The sequence below is a fragment of the Cellvibrio sp. QJXJ genome (assembly GCF_024452345.1).
Classification (GTDB): Bacteria; Pseudomonadota; Gammaproteobacteria; order Pseudomonadales; family Cellvibrionaceae; genus Cellvibrio.
The window spans coordinates 3567903-3586582 of record NZ_CP101662.1 but is presented as its reverse complement, the minus strand read 5'-3'; the positions used below and the strand labels follow the sequence as shown (position 1 = coordinate 3586582).

14 protein-coding genes are annotated in these 18680 nt (G+C 48.2%); 9 read left to right on the top strand and 5 right to left on the bottom strand.

Annotated features, from left to right (window positions below):
- Positions 1–114 precede the first annotated feature (114 nt).
- From NNX04_RS15535 to NNX04_RS15520, 4 genes are all read left to right on the top strand, one after another.
- Positions 115–1287, top strand: a complete 1173-nt coding sequence (locus NNX04_RS15535; protein WP_151055542.1) for a Re/Si-specific NAD(P)(+) transhydrogenase subunit alpha — start codon at positions 115–117, stop codon at positions 1285–1287.
- A gap of 12 nt (positions 1288–1299) precedes the next feature.
- Positions 1300–1599 (top strand): proton-translocating transhydrogenase family protein, encoded by a 300-nt coding sequence (locus tag NNX04_RS15530; RefSeq protein WP_007638723.1) that lies wholly within the window; start codon positions 1300–1302, stop codon positions 1597–1599.
- Between the two features lie 2 nt (positions 1600–1601).
- Complete coding sequence (locus NNX04_RS15525; protein WP_151055540.1) at positions 1602–3008, top strand: NAD(P)(+) transhydrogenase (Re/Si-specific) subunit beta; 1407 nt, start codon at positions 1602–1604, stop codon at positions 3006–3008.
- Between the two features lie 116 nt (positions 3009–3124).
- Positions 3125–3520: a VOC family protein gene (locus tag NNX04_RS15520; RefSeq protein WP_007638725.1), complete on the top strand. Its 396-nt coding sequence runs from the start codon at positions 3125–3127 to the stop codon at positions 3518–3520.
- A 51-nt stretch (positions 3521–3571) separates the two neighbouring features.
- Here the strand turns inward: NNX04_RS15520 and NNX04_RS15515 are convergent, their stop codons facing one another.
- Positions 3572–4513, bottom strand: a complete 942-nt coding sequence (locus NNX04_RS15515; protein ID WP_151055536.1) for a sugar kinase — start codon at positions 4511–4513, stop codon at positions 3572–3574.
- A 325-nt stretch (positions 4514–4838) separates the two neighbouring features.
- Here NNX04_RS15515 and NNX04_RS15510 point away from each other — a divergent pair, with 325 nt between their 5' ends.
- Positions 4839–6314 (top strand): mannitol dehydrogenase family protein, encoded by a 1476-nt coding sequence (locus NNX04_RS15510; RefSeq protein ID WP_261946383.1) that lies wholly within the window; start codon positions 4839–4841, stop codon positions 6312–6314.
- 75 nt (positions 6315–6389) lie between these two features.
- Positions 6390–7505 (top strand): pectinesterase family protein, encoded by a 1116-nt coding sequence (locus NNX04_RS15505; protein ID WP_261946382.1) that lies wholly within the window; start codon positions 6390–6392, stop codon positions 7503–7505.
- Between the two features lie 8 nt (positions 7506–7513).
- Here NNX04_RS15505 and NNX04_RS15500 read toward each other — a convergent pair whose 3' ends face one another.
- From NNX04_RS15500 to NNX04_RS15490, 3 genes are read right to left on the bottom strand one after another with little or no spacing between them, the layout of a single operon-like run.
- Positions 7514–10012 carry an ABC transporter permease gene (locus tag NNX04_RS15500; RefSeq protein ID WP_261946381.1) on the bottom strand — a complete coding sequence of 833 codons (2499 nt, stop codon included), beginning with the start codon at positions 10010–10012 and terminating at the stop codon, positions 7514–7516.
- Between the two features lie 24 nt (positions 10013–10036).
- On the bottom strand, positions 10037–10720 hold the full coding sequence (locus NNX04_RS15495) for an ABC transporter ATP-binding protein (protein WP_261946380.1): 684 nt from the start codon (positions 10718–10720) through the stop codon (positions 10037–10039).
- A 44-nt stretch (positions 10721–10764) separates the two neighbouring features.
- On the bottom strand, positions 10765–12021 hold the full coding sequence (locus NNX04_RS15490) for an efflux RND transporter periplasmic adaptor subunit (protein ID WP_261946379.1): 1257 nt from the start codon (positions 12019–12021) through the stop codon (positions 10765–10767).
- A 281-nt stretch (positions 12022–12302) separates the two neighbouring features.
- On the opposite strand from NNX04_RS15490, the gene NNX04_RS15485 reads away from it, so the two are divergent.
- The 3 genes from NNX04_RS15485 (at position 12303) to NNX04_RS15475 (ending at position 17568) form a co-directional block, all read left to right on the top strand.
- A complete protein-coding gene (locus NNX04_RS15485) occupies positions 12303–13700 on the top strand; it encodes a sigma-54-dependent transcriptional regulator (protein ID WP_261946378.1) in 1398 nt (465 codons plus the stop codon).
- Positions 13690–15063, top strand: a complete 1374-nt coding sequence (locus NNX04_RS15480; protein WP_261946377.1) for a sensor histidine kinase — start codon at positions 13690–13692, stop codon at positions 15061–15063. Before NNX04_RS15485 ends, NNX04_RS15480 begins: the two co-directional genes overlap by 11 nt.
- A gap of 159 nt (positions 15064–15222) precedes the next feature.
- A complete protein-coding gene (locus NNX04_RS15475) occupies positions 15223–17568 on the top strand; it encodes a methyl-accepting chemotaxis protein (RefSeq protein ID WP_261946376.1) in 2346 nt (781 codons plus the stop codon).
- Here NNX04_RS15475 and NNX04_RS15470 read toward each other — a convergent pair whose 3' ends face one another.
- On the bottom strand, positions 17569–18540 hold the full coding sequence (locus NNX04_RS15470; protein ID WP_261946375.1) for a class 1 fructose-bisphosphatase: 972 nt from the start codon (positions 18538–18540) through the stop codon (positions 17569–17571).
- Between the last annotated feature and the right edge of the window lie 140 nt (positions 18541–18680).

The window sequence follows — 18680 nt, the reverse complement described above, 5'->3', positions numbered from 1 at the left end:
TAGAAAGCAAATGACGGCGCCTTCTCAGGCTTTAATAACAGACAGGCTCGCACGGCGCCTCGGCGTCGGGTGCGGCACTGCCAAACATTTGCCATCACCAACGAGACGACAACCATGAAAATAGCCATCACCAAAGAGCGACGTGCGCATGAGCGACGTGTTGCCGCCACACCTGATACCGTTAAAAAATTTATCGCTCTGGGTTTTAGCGTCAGTGTTGAAAAAGATGCCGGCATTAATAGTCGCATCAGCAATGAGTCTTATATCGAGGCAGGTGCAACCATTAGCGATAACCTCGCTGAATTGCTTGGCAGTGCAGACATAGTATTAAAAGTGCAGCGCCCTTTACTTGGGGATGAAAAGCTAGCAGGTGAGGGGGCAATCAATGAGCTCGCGCTAATCAAACGCGGCGCGTTATTAATCGCCATGCTCTCCCCCTATTCCGATCCTGCTGCCATTCAGCAATATGCCGATGCTGGCATCACCGCACTCACACTCGAATTTGTGCCGCGTATTACCCGCGCGCAATCCATGGATGTGCTGAGTTCACAATCCAACCTCGCCGGTTATCGCGCGGTATTGGAAGCAATTAATGTCTACGACCGCGCCATGCCAATGATGATGACCGCCGCAGGAACTATAGCTCCTGCGCGCGTCATGGTGCTCGGCGCCGGTGTGGCTGGCTTGCAAGCCATCGCCACCGCCAAACGCTTGGGTGCGATCGTGTCGGCCACCGACGTGCGCGCCGCCTCCAAAGAGCAGGTGGAAAGCTTGGGTGGAAAATTTGTGATGGTGGACAGCGATGAAGTGAAAAATGCTGAAACCGCCGGTGGTTACGCCAAAGAAATGAGCGACGACTACAAACGGCGCCAGGCCGAACTCGTTGCTGAAACCTTAAAGAAACAAGATATCGCCATTTGCACCGCGTTAATTCCCGGCCGCAAAGCCCCCACCTTGATTAACGATGAGATGGTGCACTCCATGCGCCCCGGCTCGGTGATTGTCGACCTGGCAGCAGAGCAAGGCGGCAATTGCACACTCACTAAACCCGGTGAAGTGATTGAGGTAAACGGCGTGACCATTATCGGCTTATTTAATATTCCCAGCCGTTTATCCGCCGATGCCAGCGCGCTGTACGCCAAAAATATTCTGAATTTTGTAACACCCATGATCGATGCTGACAAACAGTTCAATGTGAATTGGCAGGACGAAATTATCGCGGCGACCGTGCTCACACGCGATAACAAAATTGTTCACCCCAACTTCAAACCAGCTAGCGCTGCTTAACGGGAGATCATCATGGAAGCCAATTTTGTTTCGCAACTTTCTATTTTTGTTTTGGCCATTTTTGTGGGTTACTACGTGGTGTGGAGCGTAACGCCCGCGCTGCATACACCACTGATGGCGGTAACTAACGCTATTTCCAGTGTGATTATTGTGGGCGCATTAATTGCTGTCGGCCCGGAAGGCATGAGCCTATCCAAGGTGCTTGGCTTTTGCGCCATGGTGCTCGCCGCCATTAATATTTTTGGTGGTTTTACTGTTACCCATCGCATGCTTGCCATGTATAAAAAGAAAAATAAAGTAGGGGAGAAATAATCATGGGCAATGTGAATGAAAGTTTAACGTCGCTCGCTTATTTGGTTGCCGCCGTTTTATTCATTATGGCGCTGCGCGGTTTGTCATCACCGGAAACCTCGCGCAAGGGCAATTTCTTTGGCATGTTGGGCATGCTGATCGCCGTAGTCACCACGGTTTTAAGCCCGGCAGTAACCTCCTACGGTTGGATTGTAATTGCGCTCGCCATAGGCGCCGTGATTGGGATTTTTATTGCGCGCAATATCGCCATGACTGCCATGCCACAATTGGTCGCCGCCTTTCACAGCCTGGTGGGCATGGCCGCCGTATTGGTGGCGGGTGCCGCATTTAGCAACCCCGAAGCCTTTGGCATTGTGAATGCAACCGGTGAGATTTTTATCGCCAGCAAAATTGAAATGGGGCTGGGAGTGGTAATTGGTGCAATTACTTTTTCCGGTTCGGTGATTGCATTTACCAAGCTGCAAGGTTTGGTATCGGGCAAGCCGATTGTCTTTCGCGGCCAACATTTTATTAATGCCATTCTCGGCGCGGCGATACTCGCTTTGATCGGTTATTTCTGTGTCGATCAATCGCCTTGGGTATTCTGGGGCATGACCGCATTGGCGTTTGTGATTGGGGTATTGCTGATAATTCCTATTGGCGGCGCTGATATGCCGGTAGTGGTTTCGATGCTCAATTCTTATTCGGGTTGGGCCGCTGCCGGTATTGGTTTTACACTGCACAACGATGCACTGATTGTAACTGGTGCACTAGTCGGCTCGTCAGGTGCCATCCTCTCCTATATCATGTGCAAAGGCATGAATCGCTCGTTTTTTAACGTGATTCTTGGCGGTTTTGGGGCGGACACCACTGCGGCTGCCGGTGGTGATGGTGGTGAAGAGCGCCCGGTAAAACGTGGCAGCGCGGAAGACGCGGCGTTTATTATGAAAAACGCTGGCTCGGTCATTATTGTGCCCGGTTACGGCATGGCGGTAGCACAGGCGCAACATGCGCTGCGTGAAATGTGTGAAGAGTTGAAAAAAGCCGGGGTAAAAATCAGCTACGCCATTCACCCTGTGGCTGGCCGCATGCCGGGACATATGAACGTATTGCTCGCTGAAGCTAACGTGCCTTACGACGAAGTATTTGAGTTGGACGATATCAATAATGAATTCCAAACCGCCGATGTCGCTTTTGTAATTGGCGCTAACGATGTCACCAACCCGGCCGCAAAAACCAATCCACAAAGCCCGATTTTTGGTATGCCGATATTGGAAGTGGAAAAAGCGCGCACCGTATTATTTGTGAAACGCTCCATGGCATCGGGTTACTCCGGTGTAGAAAACGAATTGTTCCACCGCGACAACACCATGATGTTATTTGGCGATGCCAAAAAAATGGTGGAGACAATCGTTAAGAATATTGTATGACCTCATGAGTAGTCCCTTGTTGAGTGCCCTTGGGCACTCTTTTTTCTACTCCTTTTTTTCAGTGTGGGCTGTTTACAGTGCGCACCTTGGCAAGCAGGTTGTTAAACGAATCGCTTATGAAAATTGAACATTTTGCCTTAAACGTAAAAGACCCAATCGCTATGGCGGCGTGGTATGTACAGCACATGGGTTTAACCATTGTGCGCAAACAGGATGGCGGTGCTAACACCCATTTTTTAGGCGATGAAAGCGGCGATGTCATGTTGGAGATTTACAACAACCCACCCGATCAAGTACCCGACTACGCCAATATGAATCCACTACTAGTGCATTTGGCATTTGTGTGCGAAAACCCGGTAGAAAAACGTGCGGCATTGGAAGCGGTAGGCGCGAGTTTTGCGGAAGAAGTCCACATTAAAGATGGCTCGCACTTGGTGATGATGCGCGACCCTTGGGGCTTGGCAATTCAATTGTGCAAGCGCGGCAATAAAATGTTGCGCTGCCAGCAGTAAAAAAATTTTATGTGTATTGCGCGGGAGAATCCCGCGCAATACTAACAAGGCCTATGCGCCAAGTTCTTTATCAAAAATAGCCTTATCAATAATTGCACCGCGATGGCGAATAATAATGCCCGCGCAGCGAATACCCTGCTTGGCGGAATCAGTCAGCGATTTGCCCATCAACCGGCCCGCTAAATAACCGGCATTAAAGGTATCCCCTGCACCCGTGGTATCAATCACGCCCTGCACCGGTGGAACAGGAACACGCAGCTCTTCATTTGGCGTAATGATAATTGCATCATCGGCGCCGCGCTTTAATACCAACTCGCTGAGTGCGTAAGCAGCGTAGCGCTGTTTGCAGCCTTCAACCGAATCATCCCCCCACAGCAGTTGTTCGTCATCCAGCGTCAACAGTGCGATATCGGTGTATTCCATGATCGCTAACATGGCTTGCTGTGCTTCGCTTTTATCGCGCCACAAACGCGGGCGATAGTTACTGTCGAACGCAACAATCACATCCTGCTGACGCAGCTTATGCAGACTGTTGTACAAAAATTCACGGGATTTTTCGCCGATAATCGCCAGTGTAATACCACTCAGGTAAACACAGTTGCAGTGCACCAGTTTTTGGCAAAGTTGATCTGCCGCTTCTTGCGAAGCAAATAATTCACGTGCCGGAGCCTCTTTGCGCCAGTAAAAGAATTCGCGCTCGCCATCGGGGGTATTGCGAATAATGTACAAACCAGGTGAACGACCGGGCAGTTGTTTAATCATGCCGGTGCCAATATTTTCGTTGGCCATGCGCTGCATAATTTGTGTGCTGTAGGGGTCTTCACCTAACTGCGTGACGTAATCAGTTTTTAACCCCAGGCGCGCCATGTACACCGAGGTGTTATAGGTATCGCCCGCAAACGATAAGGCCATGATTTCGCGGCCGTTGCTGTCAGCTGTCGGAAATGGAGCCAGCTCCACCATGACTTCGCCAATCGCTGCTATGTGTGCCATTTGAATAGTTCCGGTTGATAGTAGATGACTAAATAGGTAAGGCTTAAAAACGAATTGTATTTTGCTGCAAACAGAGTTTTTTTGTGGGCGCAAAATAAAAACAAAATATAACACTCTTGGCTTGCTAAAAATAGAATTTTGTCGCGCGTGAGCCGATATACTTTAGCCAACTGAAGTGGTGTAAGGGCTATGGTTAATTGATTTAAATTTTTCGCTTGCGTGTAAAAAATAACACGCAGCCACAACGAATATTATTCCTATTTTTATTCTTGTTAGTCATTTATTTGAATGTATTTTTGGTATTTAACTCTGTTGGATTTTTATAATGAATCGTTTAAACAAACATGCAATCGCTGAACTCCCTAAAGATGTTGTGCTACCAAGCTACGACCGCACCCAACTCAACGCCGGCATAGTGCATTTGGGAATAGGTGCTTTTCATCGCGCCCATCAGGCATTTTATACTGAAGCGGTGTTAAATAAATTTGGTGGTGATTGGGGGATCATTGGCAGCAGCTTGCGTTCCGCCAGTGTGCGCGATCAACTGGTGCCGCAGGATTGTTTGTATACGCTGGTAGAACGTTCCGGCGAAGGTGAAAAATTACAATTGATTGGCGCAGTGCTGGACACCTTGGTGGGCCCGGAAAACCCCGCCGCACTAGTGGCGCAAATGGCCGCGGACAATATTAAAATTGTATCGCTCACCATTACTGAAAAAGGTTACTGCCACGACCCAGCCACCGGCAATTTAAACCTGAATCACCCGGATATTATTCACGATTTGGCGCACCTGGATAAACCCGTCTCCGCGATCGGCTTTTTAGTCTCCGCACTCAAACAGCGTTTTGACAACAACCAAAAAGCATTCACGTTATTAAGCTGCGACAACCTGCCCAACAATGGCGAAGTATTGGAAAAAGTCGTGTGTCAATTTGCAGAAAAAATTGCTCCCGCTTTTGCCCAGTGGATAAAAACCAACGCCACCTTCCCCTGCACTATGATTGACCGCATTGTACCCGCTACTACCGATGAAGATCGCCGCGAGATAGAAGCGCGCCTCGGCCTGCGCGACGAGGGTATGGTGGTGTGCGAACCCTTTTCACAATGGGTAGTGGAAGATAAATTTGCCGATGGTCGCCCTGAGTGGGAGAAAGTAGGCGTTTTGCTGGTGGAAGATGTGCGCGTGTTTGAAAAAATCAAACTGCGTTTATTAAACGGTGCTCACTCCACCATGGCCTACACCGGTTATCTCTCCGGCTTTGATTACATCAGCGAAGTGATGGAACAACCGGCGTTTGTCAATTTGGTAAAAACTTACATGGCGCGCGAAGCGGGTGAAACCGTCACTGCTCCGGCGGGTTTTGACATTGAAGCTTACAAACAACAACTGCGCGAGCGTTTCTCTAACAAAGCACTTAAACATCGCACCTGGCAAATTGCGATGGATGGCTCACAAAAATTGCCGCAGCGTTTATTGGAAACCCTGCGCGAACAATTGCAGGGCAATGGCCACATCGATATTTTGTGTTTGGGTGTCGCCGCCTGGATTCGCTATGTATCGGGTGTGGATGAAAAAGGCAACGCGATTGAAGTGTCTGACCCACTGGCCAAAGAATTGCGCGTTGCTTGCGATGCCAACCAAGGCAACCCTGCCGGCATGGTGCACGCCGTTATCAGTATCGAAAAAGTATTTGGTCGCGATTTAATTAACGAAGCACGTTTTGTAACGACTACTACGCAATGGCTGGAACGTTTTTACGCCAAAGGTGTGTTGGCCTCGGTGCAAGACGCATTTCAATAAACTATCCCGCCACAAAATAAGGGGCAATCAATTGTCCCTTATTTTTATACTATTATTTTTTAACGAGCCACGCCCATGAATTTCCGTTTATTGCATTTTTTTGGCGTTATTGTTTTTATAATGTTTGCTGCTGCGGGTTGCGCCAGCCAGTCGAACTTGCGCTACGATGCAATTGTCAGCGCCTCAGCTTCAGAGGCAAAAAATAGTTTTACCAGCATTCAGGCCGCCCTTGAAGCCGCACCTAATAATGCAACCAAGCCTTATCGTATTTTTATTCACGCCGGTGAGTATTACGAAAAAATTATTATCGCCAAACCCAATATCCACTTAATTGGCGCCAGCAAAAATAACACCCGCTTGTATTACGATGCCTACGCTGGCCAACAAGCCACCTTTGCGGGTGCCACCAAGGGTCAAATCTGGGGCACCTCCGGCTCAGCCACACTCACTGTGCGCACCACCGGTGTATTACTGCAGCAAATAACGGTGGAAAATTCGTTCGATTTTTTGCGCAACGATGCACTGGAGCCTGGCGCGACCGAACGTGTGGGTAATACGCAGGCAGTTGCCTTATTCCTAGATATAGGCAGTGACCAATTTATTGCACGCGAGGTAAATCTGCTTGGCTATCAGGACACCCTGTATGTCAACAGCGGCCGCAGCTGGTTTGATAAAAGCCTGATTGCCGGCAATGTGGATTACATTTTTGGCAGGGGCAACGCAGTGTTTACCGACTCTGAAATTAAAACCCTGCCCCGTGCTAGCGCCAGCACCCCGCACGGTTATGTCACCGCGCCATCTACCAGTATTAATAATTTTTACGGGCTGACATTTATCAACTGCAAACTCACTCGCGCTGATTCAGTCGCGGATAATTCCGTGCCCCTGGGGCGCCCCTGGCACCCCACCACCCAGTTTGCCGACGGCCGCTACGCCGATCCCAATGCGATTGGAAAAGCCGTATTTATTAATAGCTGGATGGATGCGCACATCACCACTGATGGCTGGTATTCAATGAGTGGCACCGCCAAAGACGGCAGCAAAATACATTTTCTACCCGAGGACTCCCGCTTTTTTGAATTTAATAGCAGCGGCCCCGGTGCAGTAATTAATAGCAAACGCCGTCAACTCAGTAATTCAGAAGCCAAAGAATATACGCGCGAAAAAATACTGGGGGATTGGCAACCCTAACGACTATTTTATTCATCGCGTAGCACCTCAGCAGGACGCAAATGGCCAATGCTCAGCGAGTGAAGTGTGACAGTAAACCACACCACTAGTAATGAAATGACCAGTGCGCTAGCGCAGAATATTGGCAGCCACAACAGCAATGAAAAATGTTGATAGAAACTCTCCAACCAGGTGCTTACCGCATAAATTGCCATCGGCCAGGCAATAACATTAGCAAGTATGGCAATCAGGGAAAAATCGCGGTTTAACAAACGAATAATTTGCCACTGTTTGGCTCCGTGTAATTTACGCAGCGCAATTTCGCGCGCGCGTTTTTGCGTATTAAGTGCCGTGATGCCATAAATGCCCAACAGCCCGATGATTAAAGCAACCAACGCAAAACCCGACATAAATAATTGCAGCCGCTGTTCATTGCGATAGCGGTCAGCAAGGGAGTTGGAAAACAACCAGTGATGCGGTGGTGTGCCAGCGGCATTACTCCAAAGGGTTTTAATATTTTCGATTTCCTGCACGCTCGGCTCATGGTCAAAACTCACAGCAAACGCCATACCACCCAAACCGATAGTATTCAGTGTCATATACATACAATCCATGGGCGATTTTCTGTGATCTCCTATATGAAGATTCTCAACCACACCAATTATTTTTGACGAAGGTGCATGGGGCATTCCCGGTTGTTTAAAGACTTGAATGGTTTGGCCCAGAGCCTCTTGTGGCGATGCAAACCCCAGTGCAGTCACTGTCGAGCGGCATAAGATGGTGTCGAATGAAGGGCCACTCTGATCCCTTGAAAATGGTTTATTCAAACTTGTAGCAATGCTTTCTTTGGTTCCCGCGATTAACGCAATGCCATAAGCATCAAAATAATCGGCGTCAGCTACCCAATCATAAATAGCCCTATGCTCATGCGGCTCGTCGTTCACCATGGAACTGATATCCATGGTGTGTTCACTGCGACCAGGAATATCTCCCATAGGTGATGCTGCCGCAATAAAACCGGGCATTTTAGTTAATTCTTGTTTCAACGTTTCGCGCTGAATTTTGCCGAGACCGCTGTTGCTCTGGGCAATAAACATCACAATTCCCTGTGTTTTGTAGCCCGGCTGGTATTCATTGATTAGCGTGAGTTGACGGTGAATAGCAGCAAGCACAATTACCAATGACACTAGCGCTATAAATTGCACCAGTAACAACACTTTGCGCGTAATAATGGATACCGGGGTTTCGGTTGAACGATTCGCGCGCAGAATAATGGCTGGATTCATCCGGGAAAAATAAATGGCGGGATAACAGGCAATTAAAAACGATACCAGTAGTACTATGACGGCACAGATGAGCGCTAATACAGGGCTTACAAAAATGCCATCCACCAAGGGGAACTGCAGCAATCCCGCTAAGTGAGGTAAAAACAATTCGCATAAAATGAGTGCCAACAAAAAAGCGGCAGTGACATACACTAAATTTTCCAGCCAGTACTGCGCTACTAATTGCACAATACCGGCGCCCTGCATACGCCTCAGGGCAACTTCTTTTTGCCGCGCCACATACCCCGCTAACCCGAGGCTAATAAAATTTCCTATAGCAACAATTAAAATGACTAATCCCAACAGCGATAGAATAACTACCCGCGTGCGATTTCCCTCACTCGCGCTGTCGTTCATATGACGTTCGGTAATTGGCATAAGGGAATAGTCAACGCGGCTATATTTATTTTCTTCTTTATCGGTGGATAAACTGGCTTCACCGGCCTTATTCAGCAGGGTTTCTATATGGCTCGCTTCGAGGCTTTTTCTCGCCTTCACATAGGTCTCACGCATAAAAGCTCCCTGCTCAGACGGAATTGGCGGATTTTGCAAGCGGGGAAAAAAGATGGATGGCTTAATATGGCTGCGGGAATTATTTATATCTACTACCGCAATAATGCGCACCTGTTGCAGCGCAGGTTGTTCGCCTGATTGTTGTTGCGCTATTGTTGGCGGCAACCGAAATTCCAGGATTTGTCCTATTGGGCTTTCTTTACCAAAGATCTGCTTGGCAAGAGTTTGGCTAATAAACGCAACGTCAGGACGCTCAGCAAAAGTACTCAGGTCTCCGGCCAATATCTCTGGTTGAAAAATAGCGAGAAAATCAGGATCAACTTGCGTGATGGGCATTGGTTTTGGGAGCGATAAGGGTTCATTGGCATTAACCAAACTAACTTCAGTGCCGCTGCTTTCTATTTTTGTCATCCAAAGCTGGTCATTCAGGCTGGCGCGCAATTGTAAATAATGAATTTCGCTAATTGAATCCCATACTTCTTGCCGATTGCCAATTCGGGATTCACTGCGCACTAGATAAATCTGATCGGCATCCTGCCAAAATGAATCCCAGGTGAGTTCACTGTAGTTGACAATAATCACCGTCAGCACTGCTGCCAACCCCAAACCCAGCCCAATAATTTTTATCGCACTGTTTATTCTATTCTTCACCAAATTACGCAGTGCAATAATCAAATAATGTTTAAACATAACGCATCCCTATTATTAAGGTTATCAAGCAGCAGCCAATTGGGTTTGCGCAACAACTTTTCCGTCAAATAAATTAATACGGCGCTGGGCGTAACTGGCGTGTTCGTTGGAGTGGGTGACTATCACCACGGTCGCGCCTTCTTGATTTAACGTCTTCAGCAAGCGCATCACTTCCTGGCCGTGTACCGAATCCAGATTTCCCGTGGGTTCATCGGCAAGAATGAGTTTGGGGTTGGCAACCAATGCGCGGGCGACAGCAACACGCTGTTGCTGGCCACCGGAGAGTTGGCTGGGCATGTGTTGCGCGCGGTGAGCGATTTCCATTTTTTCGATAACCGCTTGCACACGTGCGCGGCGCTCGGCAGCGGGGATTTTGTGATAGAGCAGCGCCAACTCGATATTCTCAAACACACTGAGCTCATCAATCAGATTAAAACTCTGGAAAATAAAACCTATATTGTGTTTCCGTAATTCACTTAATTTCGACTCGGAATGACGGGCGATATTGTCGCCATTAAAAAAATAATCACCCTGATCCGGGTTGTCCAACATGCCCAGAATGTTGAGCAGGGTCGATTTTCCACAGCCCGATGGCCCCATAATGGCAACAAATTCGCCTTGTTTAATCTCCAGGCTAATATTACCCAGCGCCTTGGTTTCTATCGCTTCGGTGCGAAATATTTTGTCAATATTGTTAAGGCGTATCATGTCCCTCTCCTTGCTATTTATATGTCGGGTTTTATGTCGGTTGATTACTGAATCTTCAGGGAATCAATATCTTTATAGGTGGTATAGGGGCTAACAATGACTTGCTCTTTTTTATCCAAGCCGGCCAGTACTTCGATAAACTGGCTATTGCGCCGCCCCAGTTTTATATCGCGCCGATACGCGCGCTTGCCATCGGCCGATACAACAAAAATCCAATGACCACCCGTGTCTTGAAAAAACGAATTGTTGGGAATTAATTGCGCCGGTTCATTGGCTCCCATCTGCAAGCGCAACTGCAAAGTTTGGCCGCGGCTGATATTCGCGGGCTGCTCGCCGGTAAATACCAAATCCACACGAAACTGGCCGTCAATAACCTGCGGATAAATTTTTTTAATGCGCAGTGGAAATTCTTGCTGATTTATTTTTGCCAGTGCGGTTTGATCTACCCGCGTGCGGTTCATGTAAAACTCATCCACCTGAGCCATTAGTTTGAAGTGATCCGGGTCATCAATTTGGCCAAAACGTTCACCGGGCATCAACGATTGCCCCGGTTCCAGATTAAATGCCGTCAGTCGGCCCGCAATCGGTGCCGTCACATTCAGGCTCGCTAAATTGGTGCGCGCAAAGGTTAAGTTGTTATTGAGCGACGTGACTGAATCGCGCAGCTGTTTCATTTGCGCCGCTTGTAATGCCAGATCAACTTCGCGTGCCTCGCGGATTAATTGTTGACGTTTTTTTAAATAGATCAGATTATCTTCTGCTTCTTTCAATTCTGCTGCGGAAATTAATTGGTGTTTGATGAGCGGGCGCATGCGCTCCAAGCGTTGGCTCTCGGTTGTTATTTGATGATCCAATTCATTCAAGTTGCGTTTATGTTCAAGGTCGTTGCGCGCCAGATTTAATTCCTGGGTTTGCAATAGATTAATCTGTTCGCTCACCTGAGCCTCGCGGGTGATGGACTCCAATTGCAAACGGGTATTGGAGATATCCACAATCGCCGCTCCCGCTGCAATCGTTGCTCCATCTTCCACATGGATTTTTTCTACCCGTCCGCCTTCAATCGCATCCAGATAAAGTGTGCGCAAGGGCATCACCTCACCGCGCAGCGGAATGACATCTTCAAAAATTCCCTGCTGCACCGACGCAATAGCCAAATCATTTTTATTCACGCGCAGTGTGCGCTCACTGCTTGGCGCTGCCATCACCCAGAGCGCGGCAAGCGTTACAAATAATATTACTGCGCTGATTGTTCTACGCCATTTTTGCCAAAAATTTAGTTGTCTGGGTATATCCATTGTCATTAGGAGTTTTCTGTCCGCTCGGCTATCGCTGCTTGAATAAAAAATATTGGACTATCAAAGGCTTATCGCCCGCTTTCGGCGGTATTTATACGTTTGCTCAGATACTTATTTAGCAACAGCCGCGCCACCTCATAAAATATATACATTTCAATAAGTTAGGCGCATTTTATTAACGTGAGCCAGACTTGATGTGTTCGATTACGAACGCTTGTTGTTCGTAATCGGACGACATAAACTGCGGTTACGTTCACTAGAAAACAATAATGCCAAGGACATTTTTCATGACTGCAATTGCTGGACACCTATTAGTGCTTGATGACGACGAGGATATTTTGTTGTCGGCGCGACTGTTACTCAAACGCCAGATAAAAACCTTGAGCTGCTTAAATAATGTGGCCGAGCTGCCGGAGTTTTTAGCGCATCACCCCGTAGATGTGGTGTTGCTGGATATGAATTTTACGCTTGGCGATAATTCTGGCCGCGACGGTTTTGAATGGCTTGCGTATTTGCAAACCCACTACCCGCAGATTGTAGTGGTGGTGATGACGGCTTATGCCGGTGTTGAATTGGCGGTCAATGCAATTAAGGCGGGTGCCACGGATTTTGTGATCAAACCCTGGAGCAATGAAAAATTAATCGCCACCCTTCACAGCGCTTTGGCCTTGGCGCAGGCACGCACTAACAATCACCTATTGCAGAGTGAAAATGTTGCGTTGCGCAGCTCGTTAGAGCATTTGTCACAGCGACAAAAGCCAGCGTGTTTTATCGGCGAGACAGCCAGCATGCGTGAGCTACTGCGCAAACTTAACCTCTGTGCACCAACCGAAGCCAATGTATTAATTTTGGGTGAAAATGGTTCCGGGAAAGAGTTGCTCGCGCGTGAGATTCATGCGCGCTCCAAACGCGCCGGCAATATTTTTATGGCCATTGATATGGGCGCCATTCCCGAAAATTTGTTTGAAGCGGAATTGTTTGGCTATAAAAAAGGGGCGTTTACCGGTGCCAATGAAAATCGCATGGGTAAATTGGTCGCCGCCAATGGCGGAACTTTATTCCTCGATGAAATCGCCAACCTTGCACTGCATCTGCAAGTAAAATTATTGCGTGTGCTAGAGCAGCGTCAGGTAACGCCGGTAGGTGATGAAAAGCCGGTTGCCCTCAATGTGCGTGTTATTGCCGCGACTAATGCTAGCTATGCGCACCTAACGGATGAGAGGCAATTTCGTCAGGATTTATTGTATCGCCTGAATACCGTAGAACTTAACCTGCCGCCACTGCGCGAACGCAAAGAGGATATTCCGTTGTTGGCCGATCATTTCCTCAGTGTTTACGCACAAAAATACCAGCGCAAAAAACCGCTGCTGAGCCACAAAGCGCTGGCCGCACTGCAGGAATATTCCTGGCCAGGCAATGTGCGTGCGCTGAACCATGCCATTGAGCGGGCGTTGGTATTGAGTGATAAAGATATCTTGCAAGCAGAAGATTTTGCGCTCGCCCCTATTGCTGAAAATCCTTCAACTGATTCAACACAAACCAACAGTTTGAACTTGGAAATATTGGAGCGCAATGCAGTTGAGCAGGCACTAAAAAAACATGCCGGGAATATTTCACAAGCGGCGCGGGAATTGGGCTTAACGCGTATGGCGCTCTATCGTAGGATGGAAAAACATGATCTCTAACGCTGTATTGTCAATCAAGTCAGGATTAACGGATTTTCGCACCAATATTCTGCTGCGGTTAGTGTTGATTCTCTGCACCATGTTGTTATTGGCTGGTGTTTATCACGCTGAACCATTTTTATTATTCAGTATGATTGGCATAGCGATCTTATTGTCGATACAGATTTATTTGCTTTTTTGTTATATGCAATCCACCCAGCGCGAAATGGAAAGTTTTTTTGATGCAGTGCGTTATGAAGACGGTGCACGTCGAATCAATACCCGCTTTAAGCAGAGCCAACACTTGAAAGTGCTCTGGGAAGAACTGCAAACGCAGTTGCAACAGCTGCGGCAAAAAAATGAAGAGCTGGTGCGCTATTACAGTTTGCTGCTGGAAAAGGTACCAGTTGCGTTAGTGGTGGTTGACGGTGAAGACGGAAAAATCGAACTGGTTAATTCGGCTGCGCAGCAATTGTTTAAACGCAGCTATTTATCAGCAGTGGATCAATTGCAGGATTACGGCGCGCAACTGGCGTTGGACATACAGCAAATAACGGCAGGCGAACAGCGCAGCTCCCATTTGTTGAGTGATCAGGTGTCTATTGCAGTGGCATTGTCGGCGGCAGAGATTCAATTACCTGGCGGAACCAAAAAGGTAATTAGTATTCAGCCTATCCAACGTGAACTGGATAGACAGGAAATTCTCGCTTGGCAAAATTTGGTGCAGGTATTTACCCACGAAATTATGAATTCAATGACGCCCGTTGCGTCACTGAGCAAAACGGCAAATGAATTATTGTTGACGCAATTAGATAACCATGGGAGTGCCGATGAGGCTTTGCAGGATGCACAACAGGCGATCCATACGGTGGCGCGCCGCGCTGAACATTTAATGCAATTTGTGCAGGCTTATCGACGTATTGCCAATCCACCGCAACTAAAGTGCGTAGATATAGTGGTGCAGGATTTACTACTGGATGTGTGCCGCTTGTTTCAGGTACAGGCAGGCGAACGGGCGATCACATTAGAATGCACAACCATTCCTGAATATCTCAGGCTACATGCTGACCCCGCGCATGTGGAGCAGGCATTAATTAATCTGGTAAAAAATGCGGTTGATGCCCTCGCAGAAAAACCCCATGGTCACATTGTCTTAAAGGCTTATATTGGTCATGGTGGCAATATATTAATTGATGTGATTGATAATGGAGCAGGAATCCCGGCGGACAAATTGGAGCAAATTTTTGTGCCCTTTTACACATCAAAACGCGAAGGTACTGGCGTAGGTTTATTTTTGGTGAAGCAAATTATGCAAGCACATCGCGGATCAGTTTGTGCTTTGCAGGGTGAGAATGGCGGAAGTGTTTTGCGCTTGATGTTTTGACTCACTTAACCTAAAAAATTATTTTTTTGGATTTTTTATAATCAAAAATCATAGCCATGGTGTAAAAATCCAACACCTTGGCCACCGCCTTCAGTCTGTAATCAAATTGTCATAAACACTGCCTAGATTGCGTCGGTATTAACCAATCTGCGTATGCTTATGAAAATCTCCTCCCGTTTGATGCTCGGCGCCATGTTACTCACCGGTGTTGCGGTATTACTGGCCGCTGGTACTACCGGTTGGCTGGCGTTAAAGGAATCCAACCGCGCGTTATCGCACAATCTTGAACAACAATTTCAAGCACTCGCCGCCGGGCGCGCACATGCCGTTACTGCGCAGTTTTCCAATTATCAGGAATTGCTTTTATCGCTCTCACATGGGCGCATGACTCAAGAAGCGGTGTACGGCTTTGTACGCCCCTTTGCATCCTATCGCTATGAGGTTCCCAGCCGGGCGACGGAGGAATTACGCAGCGAATTAATGCAGTGGTACAACAATAGCTATCAACCATATCATCGCCAACAAACGCAAGGTGACGCACTGGATAGCCGCGCATGGCTGGATAAATTCTCGCAAGAGGCGTTACTGATTCAGCATTATTATCTGCAACAGAATCCGCAGGAAATTACTCAATTCGCGCTGATGGACGATGCCAGTGACGCGACCATTTATGGCCAACAACATCGGCGTTACCACAGCAGCTTTCGCGATTTAAGCCAACGTTTTGGTTTTAGCGATTTGCTGTTGATTGATGCCCAAAGTCAAATCGTTATTTATTCCGTCGCCAAAAGCCCACTGTTAGGCACCTCGCTCAAAGACGGGCCATTTAGTCAGTCACCGCTTGCCCAATTGAGTGCACAGTTACAGAGTGCACGCGCCGATGAGGTTTTGCTCTCGCGGTTTTATCTGAACCCTGCACGGTTTAATCAGCAGGTGGCTTATATGGGTTTGCCGGTGTTTCATGATGTGCAAAGCCCCGATAAAGCCGTTGGCTTTTTAGTCGTCGAAATTCCTGCAACACAACTGACACATATTATTAACGCAACACGCAACTGGCAGGCATTGGGTTTGGGCAGCAGTGGCGATGTGTATATCACCGATCAGGATGGGCAATTGCTGACGGAACTGCGGCCCATGCTGGAAGCACCGGAACAGTTTCTATCGCAGTTACAAGCCGTTACCAGCGGTGAGCAATTGGAGAAAATAAATCGCCTGCAGAAAATCAGTGGTTATTTTTCACCAAATACCCAGGCGGTTAAAAGTGCCCTCGCGGGTGAAACCGGCAGCGGTATGACCAACGATTATTTAGCGCAGCGCGTACTGAGCAGCTGGCAACCCCTGGGTTTTGGTGGCCAACAATTTGCGCTGGTGGCGCAACAAGATCCTGACGAAATATTTGCACCACTGGCAAGCCTGCGCAGCACCTTGTGGCGCAGTGTGGCGATTGCCATTGTGGTATTGACCGGGCTTGCCGCGTTAGTCGCCTTTTTATTTGCGCAACACATAGGCGAACCGCTCAAACAATTAGCTGCCGCGATTAAAAAATCGGCGCAGGATAAAAATCTGCTCAGTAGCTTTCCTGCACAGCGCAAGGACGAACTGGGCGATATCGGACAATCACTCAATTATTTATTCAGCGAATTAAATTCGGTGATGATGCAGGTGAACAGTTCCAGTGAACAAAGTTTGCAGGGCGCGCTGGATAATGTCACTACCACCCGCCAGTGTCGCGATGAAACTGCACGCCAACGCCATGAAATGAATCACGTAGGCGCCGAAACTGAAGCAGTCGTGAAATCCCTTGCGCAGATGACCGAGCGTTTAAATCTCGTCACGCAGAAAGTGAATCACGCCGCCCAGGTGGCGGGTGAAGGGCGCCTGCGAGTGCAGAGTGTTGACCAACAAATGCAAATTCTTGCGCAGCAAGTTACTCACTCCTGCTCAACCTTGGCTGAGCTGCGCAGCGCAACGGACAATATAGGCTCGGTATTGGATACGATTCAAAGTGTGGCGGAGCAAACCAATTTATTGGCCTTAAATGCGGCGATTGAAGCGGCACGTGCCGGTGAGCACGGACGCGGCTTTGCGGTAGTCGCCGAAGAGGTGCGCCGCCTGTCATTTGATACCCAAAGCGCGACGGGTGAAATTAAAAAAATGATTGATCAACTGCGTAACTCAGTCACGCAAATTTCGACGGGCCTAAATGCCGAACAGGAAAGTGCACAGAATTGTTTACTAGAAACCCGCGCGACCCAGGACTCGCTCAAAAATATTGAGGCCGCCGTTGCCGAAGCAAGCGCAATTACCCATAGCGTTAATAACAGCGCACAAGATGAAAGTCAGCGTGCGCAATCCATGCGCGGCCGCTTGATCCAGTTGATCACCGGCATTAACGAAACCGATATCGCCATCACCCGCCTTGCCGAAAGCGCCGAGCAGCAAAATGCGCTGGCGAATCGCGTAATGAGCGCCGCTAAAGTATTGCGGTTTGAACAGCGTCGTTGATTAGCGACGCAGATAACTCAAACATTCATCCACTTCGTCGGCGGAGCCGAGAATCACTGCCACGCGTTCATGCAATTGTTGCGGTTGAATGTCTAAAATCCGCTGGCTTTCACTAAAGGCTTTACCGCCCGCATTTTCAATTAACATGGCCATGGGATTGGCTTCATACAACAAGCGTAATTTGGCCGGTTGTTTGGCATTGCGTGAATCTGACGGGTAGAGAAAAATCCCACTGCGCGTGAGTACGCGATGCACATCACCTACCATCGCCGCATTCCAACGCATGTTAAAACGTTTTCCACGCGGACCTATTTCTCCCAGCACCAAATCATCAATATAAGCGCGCATATCCTCGTTCCAGAAACGCGCGTTGCTCATGTTGATGGCAAATTCTTGCGTCTGCGCTGCGAGTTGAATCAGGTCGGCAGTGAGCAAAAAATTGCCTTGGGTTGAATCCAAAGTAAAACAGCGTGTGCCTTTCCCAGTGGTAATTGCCAACAAGGTGGACGGGCCATAGAGCACGTAACCCGCGCAAACCTGGTGTGTGCCCTGCTGCTGGAATTGCAGTTCACTGCTGTGTGGAATTAAATCCAGCGCGCGATAAATACTGAAAATAGTACCTATCTGACCGTTGATATCGATGTTCGAAGAACCGTCGAGCGGATCAAAAGCCACCAGGTATTTACCGGCATCATTACCTGCGACTGCGGTGTCTTCCTCTTCCGAAGCGATGGCCGCAACCAAGGGGCAGGCGAGTAATAAATCCTTCAGCAATTGATTGGAAATTATATCCAAATGCTTTTGGGTTTCGCCCTGGATATTTTCATCCTGCGTTGAACCCAACACGCCCGCCAGTGCGCCTTGGCGCACGCGAAAGGCAATTTCTTTACTCGCATCGACGATGGTTTCGATAACCTGAATCAGGTCGTCGCTGACATCGTCACTGCGCAATACACTGAATAAATTTTTCATGCACTTACCTGTAGTAACGTTTAAATCCAAAACAATCTGCGTTTTTTGTCATACCCGCGCACGCGGGTATCCATAACAACTACTGGACTCCTGCGTTCGCAGGAGTGACGAACGAATCTGCAGGGGTGACAAATAACTTT

Excerpts from the sequence above, each read along its gene's own strand:
- NNX04_RS15535 (WP_151055542.1), top strand. The coding sequence starts at position 115 with ATGAAAATAGCCATCACCAAAGAGCGACGTGCGCATGAGCGACGTGTT.
- NNX04_RS15530 (WP_007638723.1), top strand. The coding sequence starts at position 1,300 with ATGGAAGCCAATTTTGTTTCGCAACTTTCTATTTTTGTTTTGGCCATT.
- NNX04_RS15525 (WP_151055540.1), top strand. The coding sequence starts at position 1,602 with ATGGGCAATGTGAATGAAAGTTTAACGTCGCTCGCTTATTTGGTTGCC.
- NNX04_RS15520 (WP_007638725.1), top strand. The coding sequence starts at position 3,125 with ATGAAAATTGAACATTTTGCCTTAAACGTAAAAGACCCAATCGCTATG.
- NNX04_RS15515 (WP_151055536.1), bottom strand. The coding sequence starts at position 4,513 with ATGGCACACATAGCAGCGATTGGCGAAGTCATGGTGGAGCTGGCTCCA.
- NNX04_RS15510 (WP_261946383.1), top strand. The coding sequence starts at position 4,839 with ATGAATCGTTTAAACAAACATGCAATCGCTGAACTCCCTAAAGATGTT.
- NNX04_RS15505 (WP_261946382.1), top strand. The coding sequence starts at position 6,390 with ATGAATTTCCGTTTATTGCATTTTTTTGGCGTTATTGTTTTTATAATG.
- NNX04_RS15500 (WP_261946381.1), bottom strand. The coding sequence starts at position 10,012 with ATGTTTAAACATTATTTGATTATTGCACTGCGTAATTTGGTGAAGAAT.
- NNX04_RS15495 (WP_261946380.1), bottom strand. The coding sequence starts at position 10,720 with ATGATACGCCTTAACAATATTGACAAAATATTTCGCACCGAAGCGATA.
- NNX04_RS15490 (WP_261946379.1), bottom strand. The coding sequence starts at position 12,021 with ATGACAATGGATATACCCAGACAACTAAATTTTTGGCAAAAATGGCGT.
- NNX04_RS15485 (WP_261946378.1), top strand. The coding sequence starts at position 12,303 with ATGACTGCAATTGCTGGACACCTATTAGTGCTTGATGACGACGAGGAT.
- NNX04_RS15480 (WP_261946377.1), top strand. The coding sequence starts at position 13,690 with ATGATCTCTAACGCTGTATTGTCAATCAAGTCAGGATTAACGGATTTT.
- NNX04_RS15475 (WP_261946376.1), top strand. The coding sequence starts at position 15,223 with ATGAAAATCTCCTCCCGTTTGATGCTCGGCGCCATGTTACTCACCGGT.
- NNX04_RS15470 (WP_261946375.1), bottom strand. The coding sequence starts at position 18,540 with ATGAAAAATTTATTCAGTGTATTGCGCAGTGACGATGTCAGCGACGAC.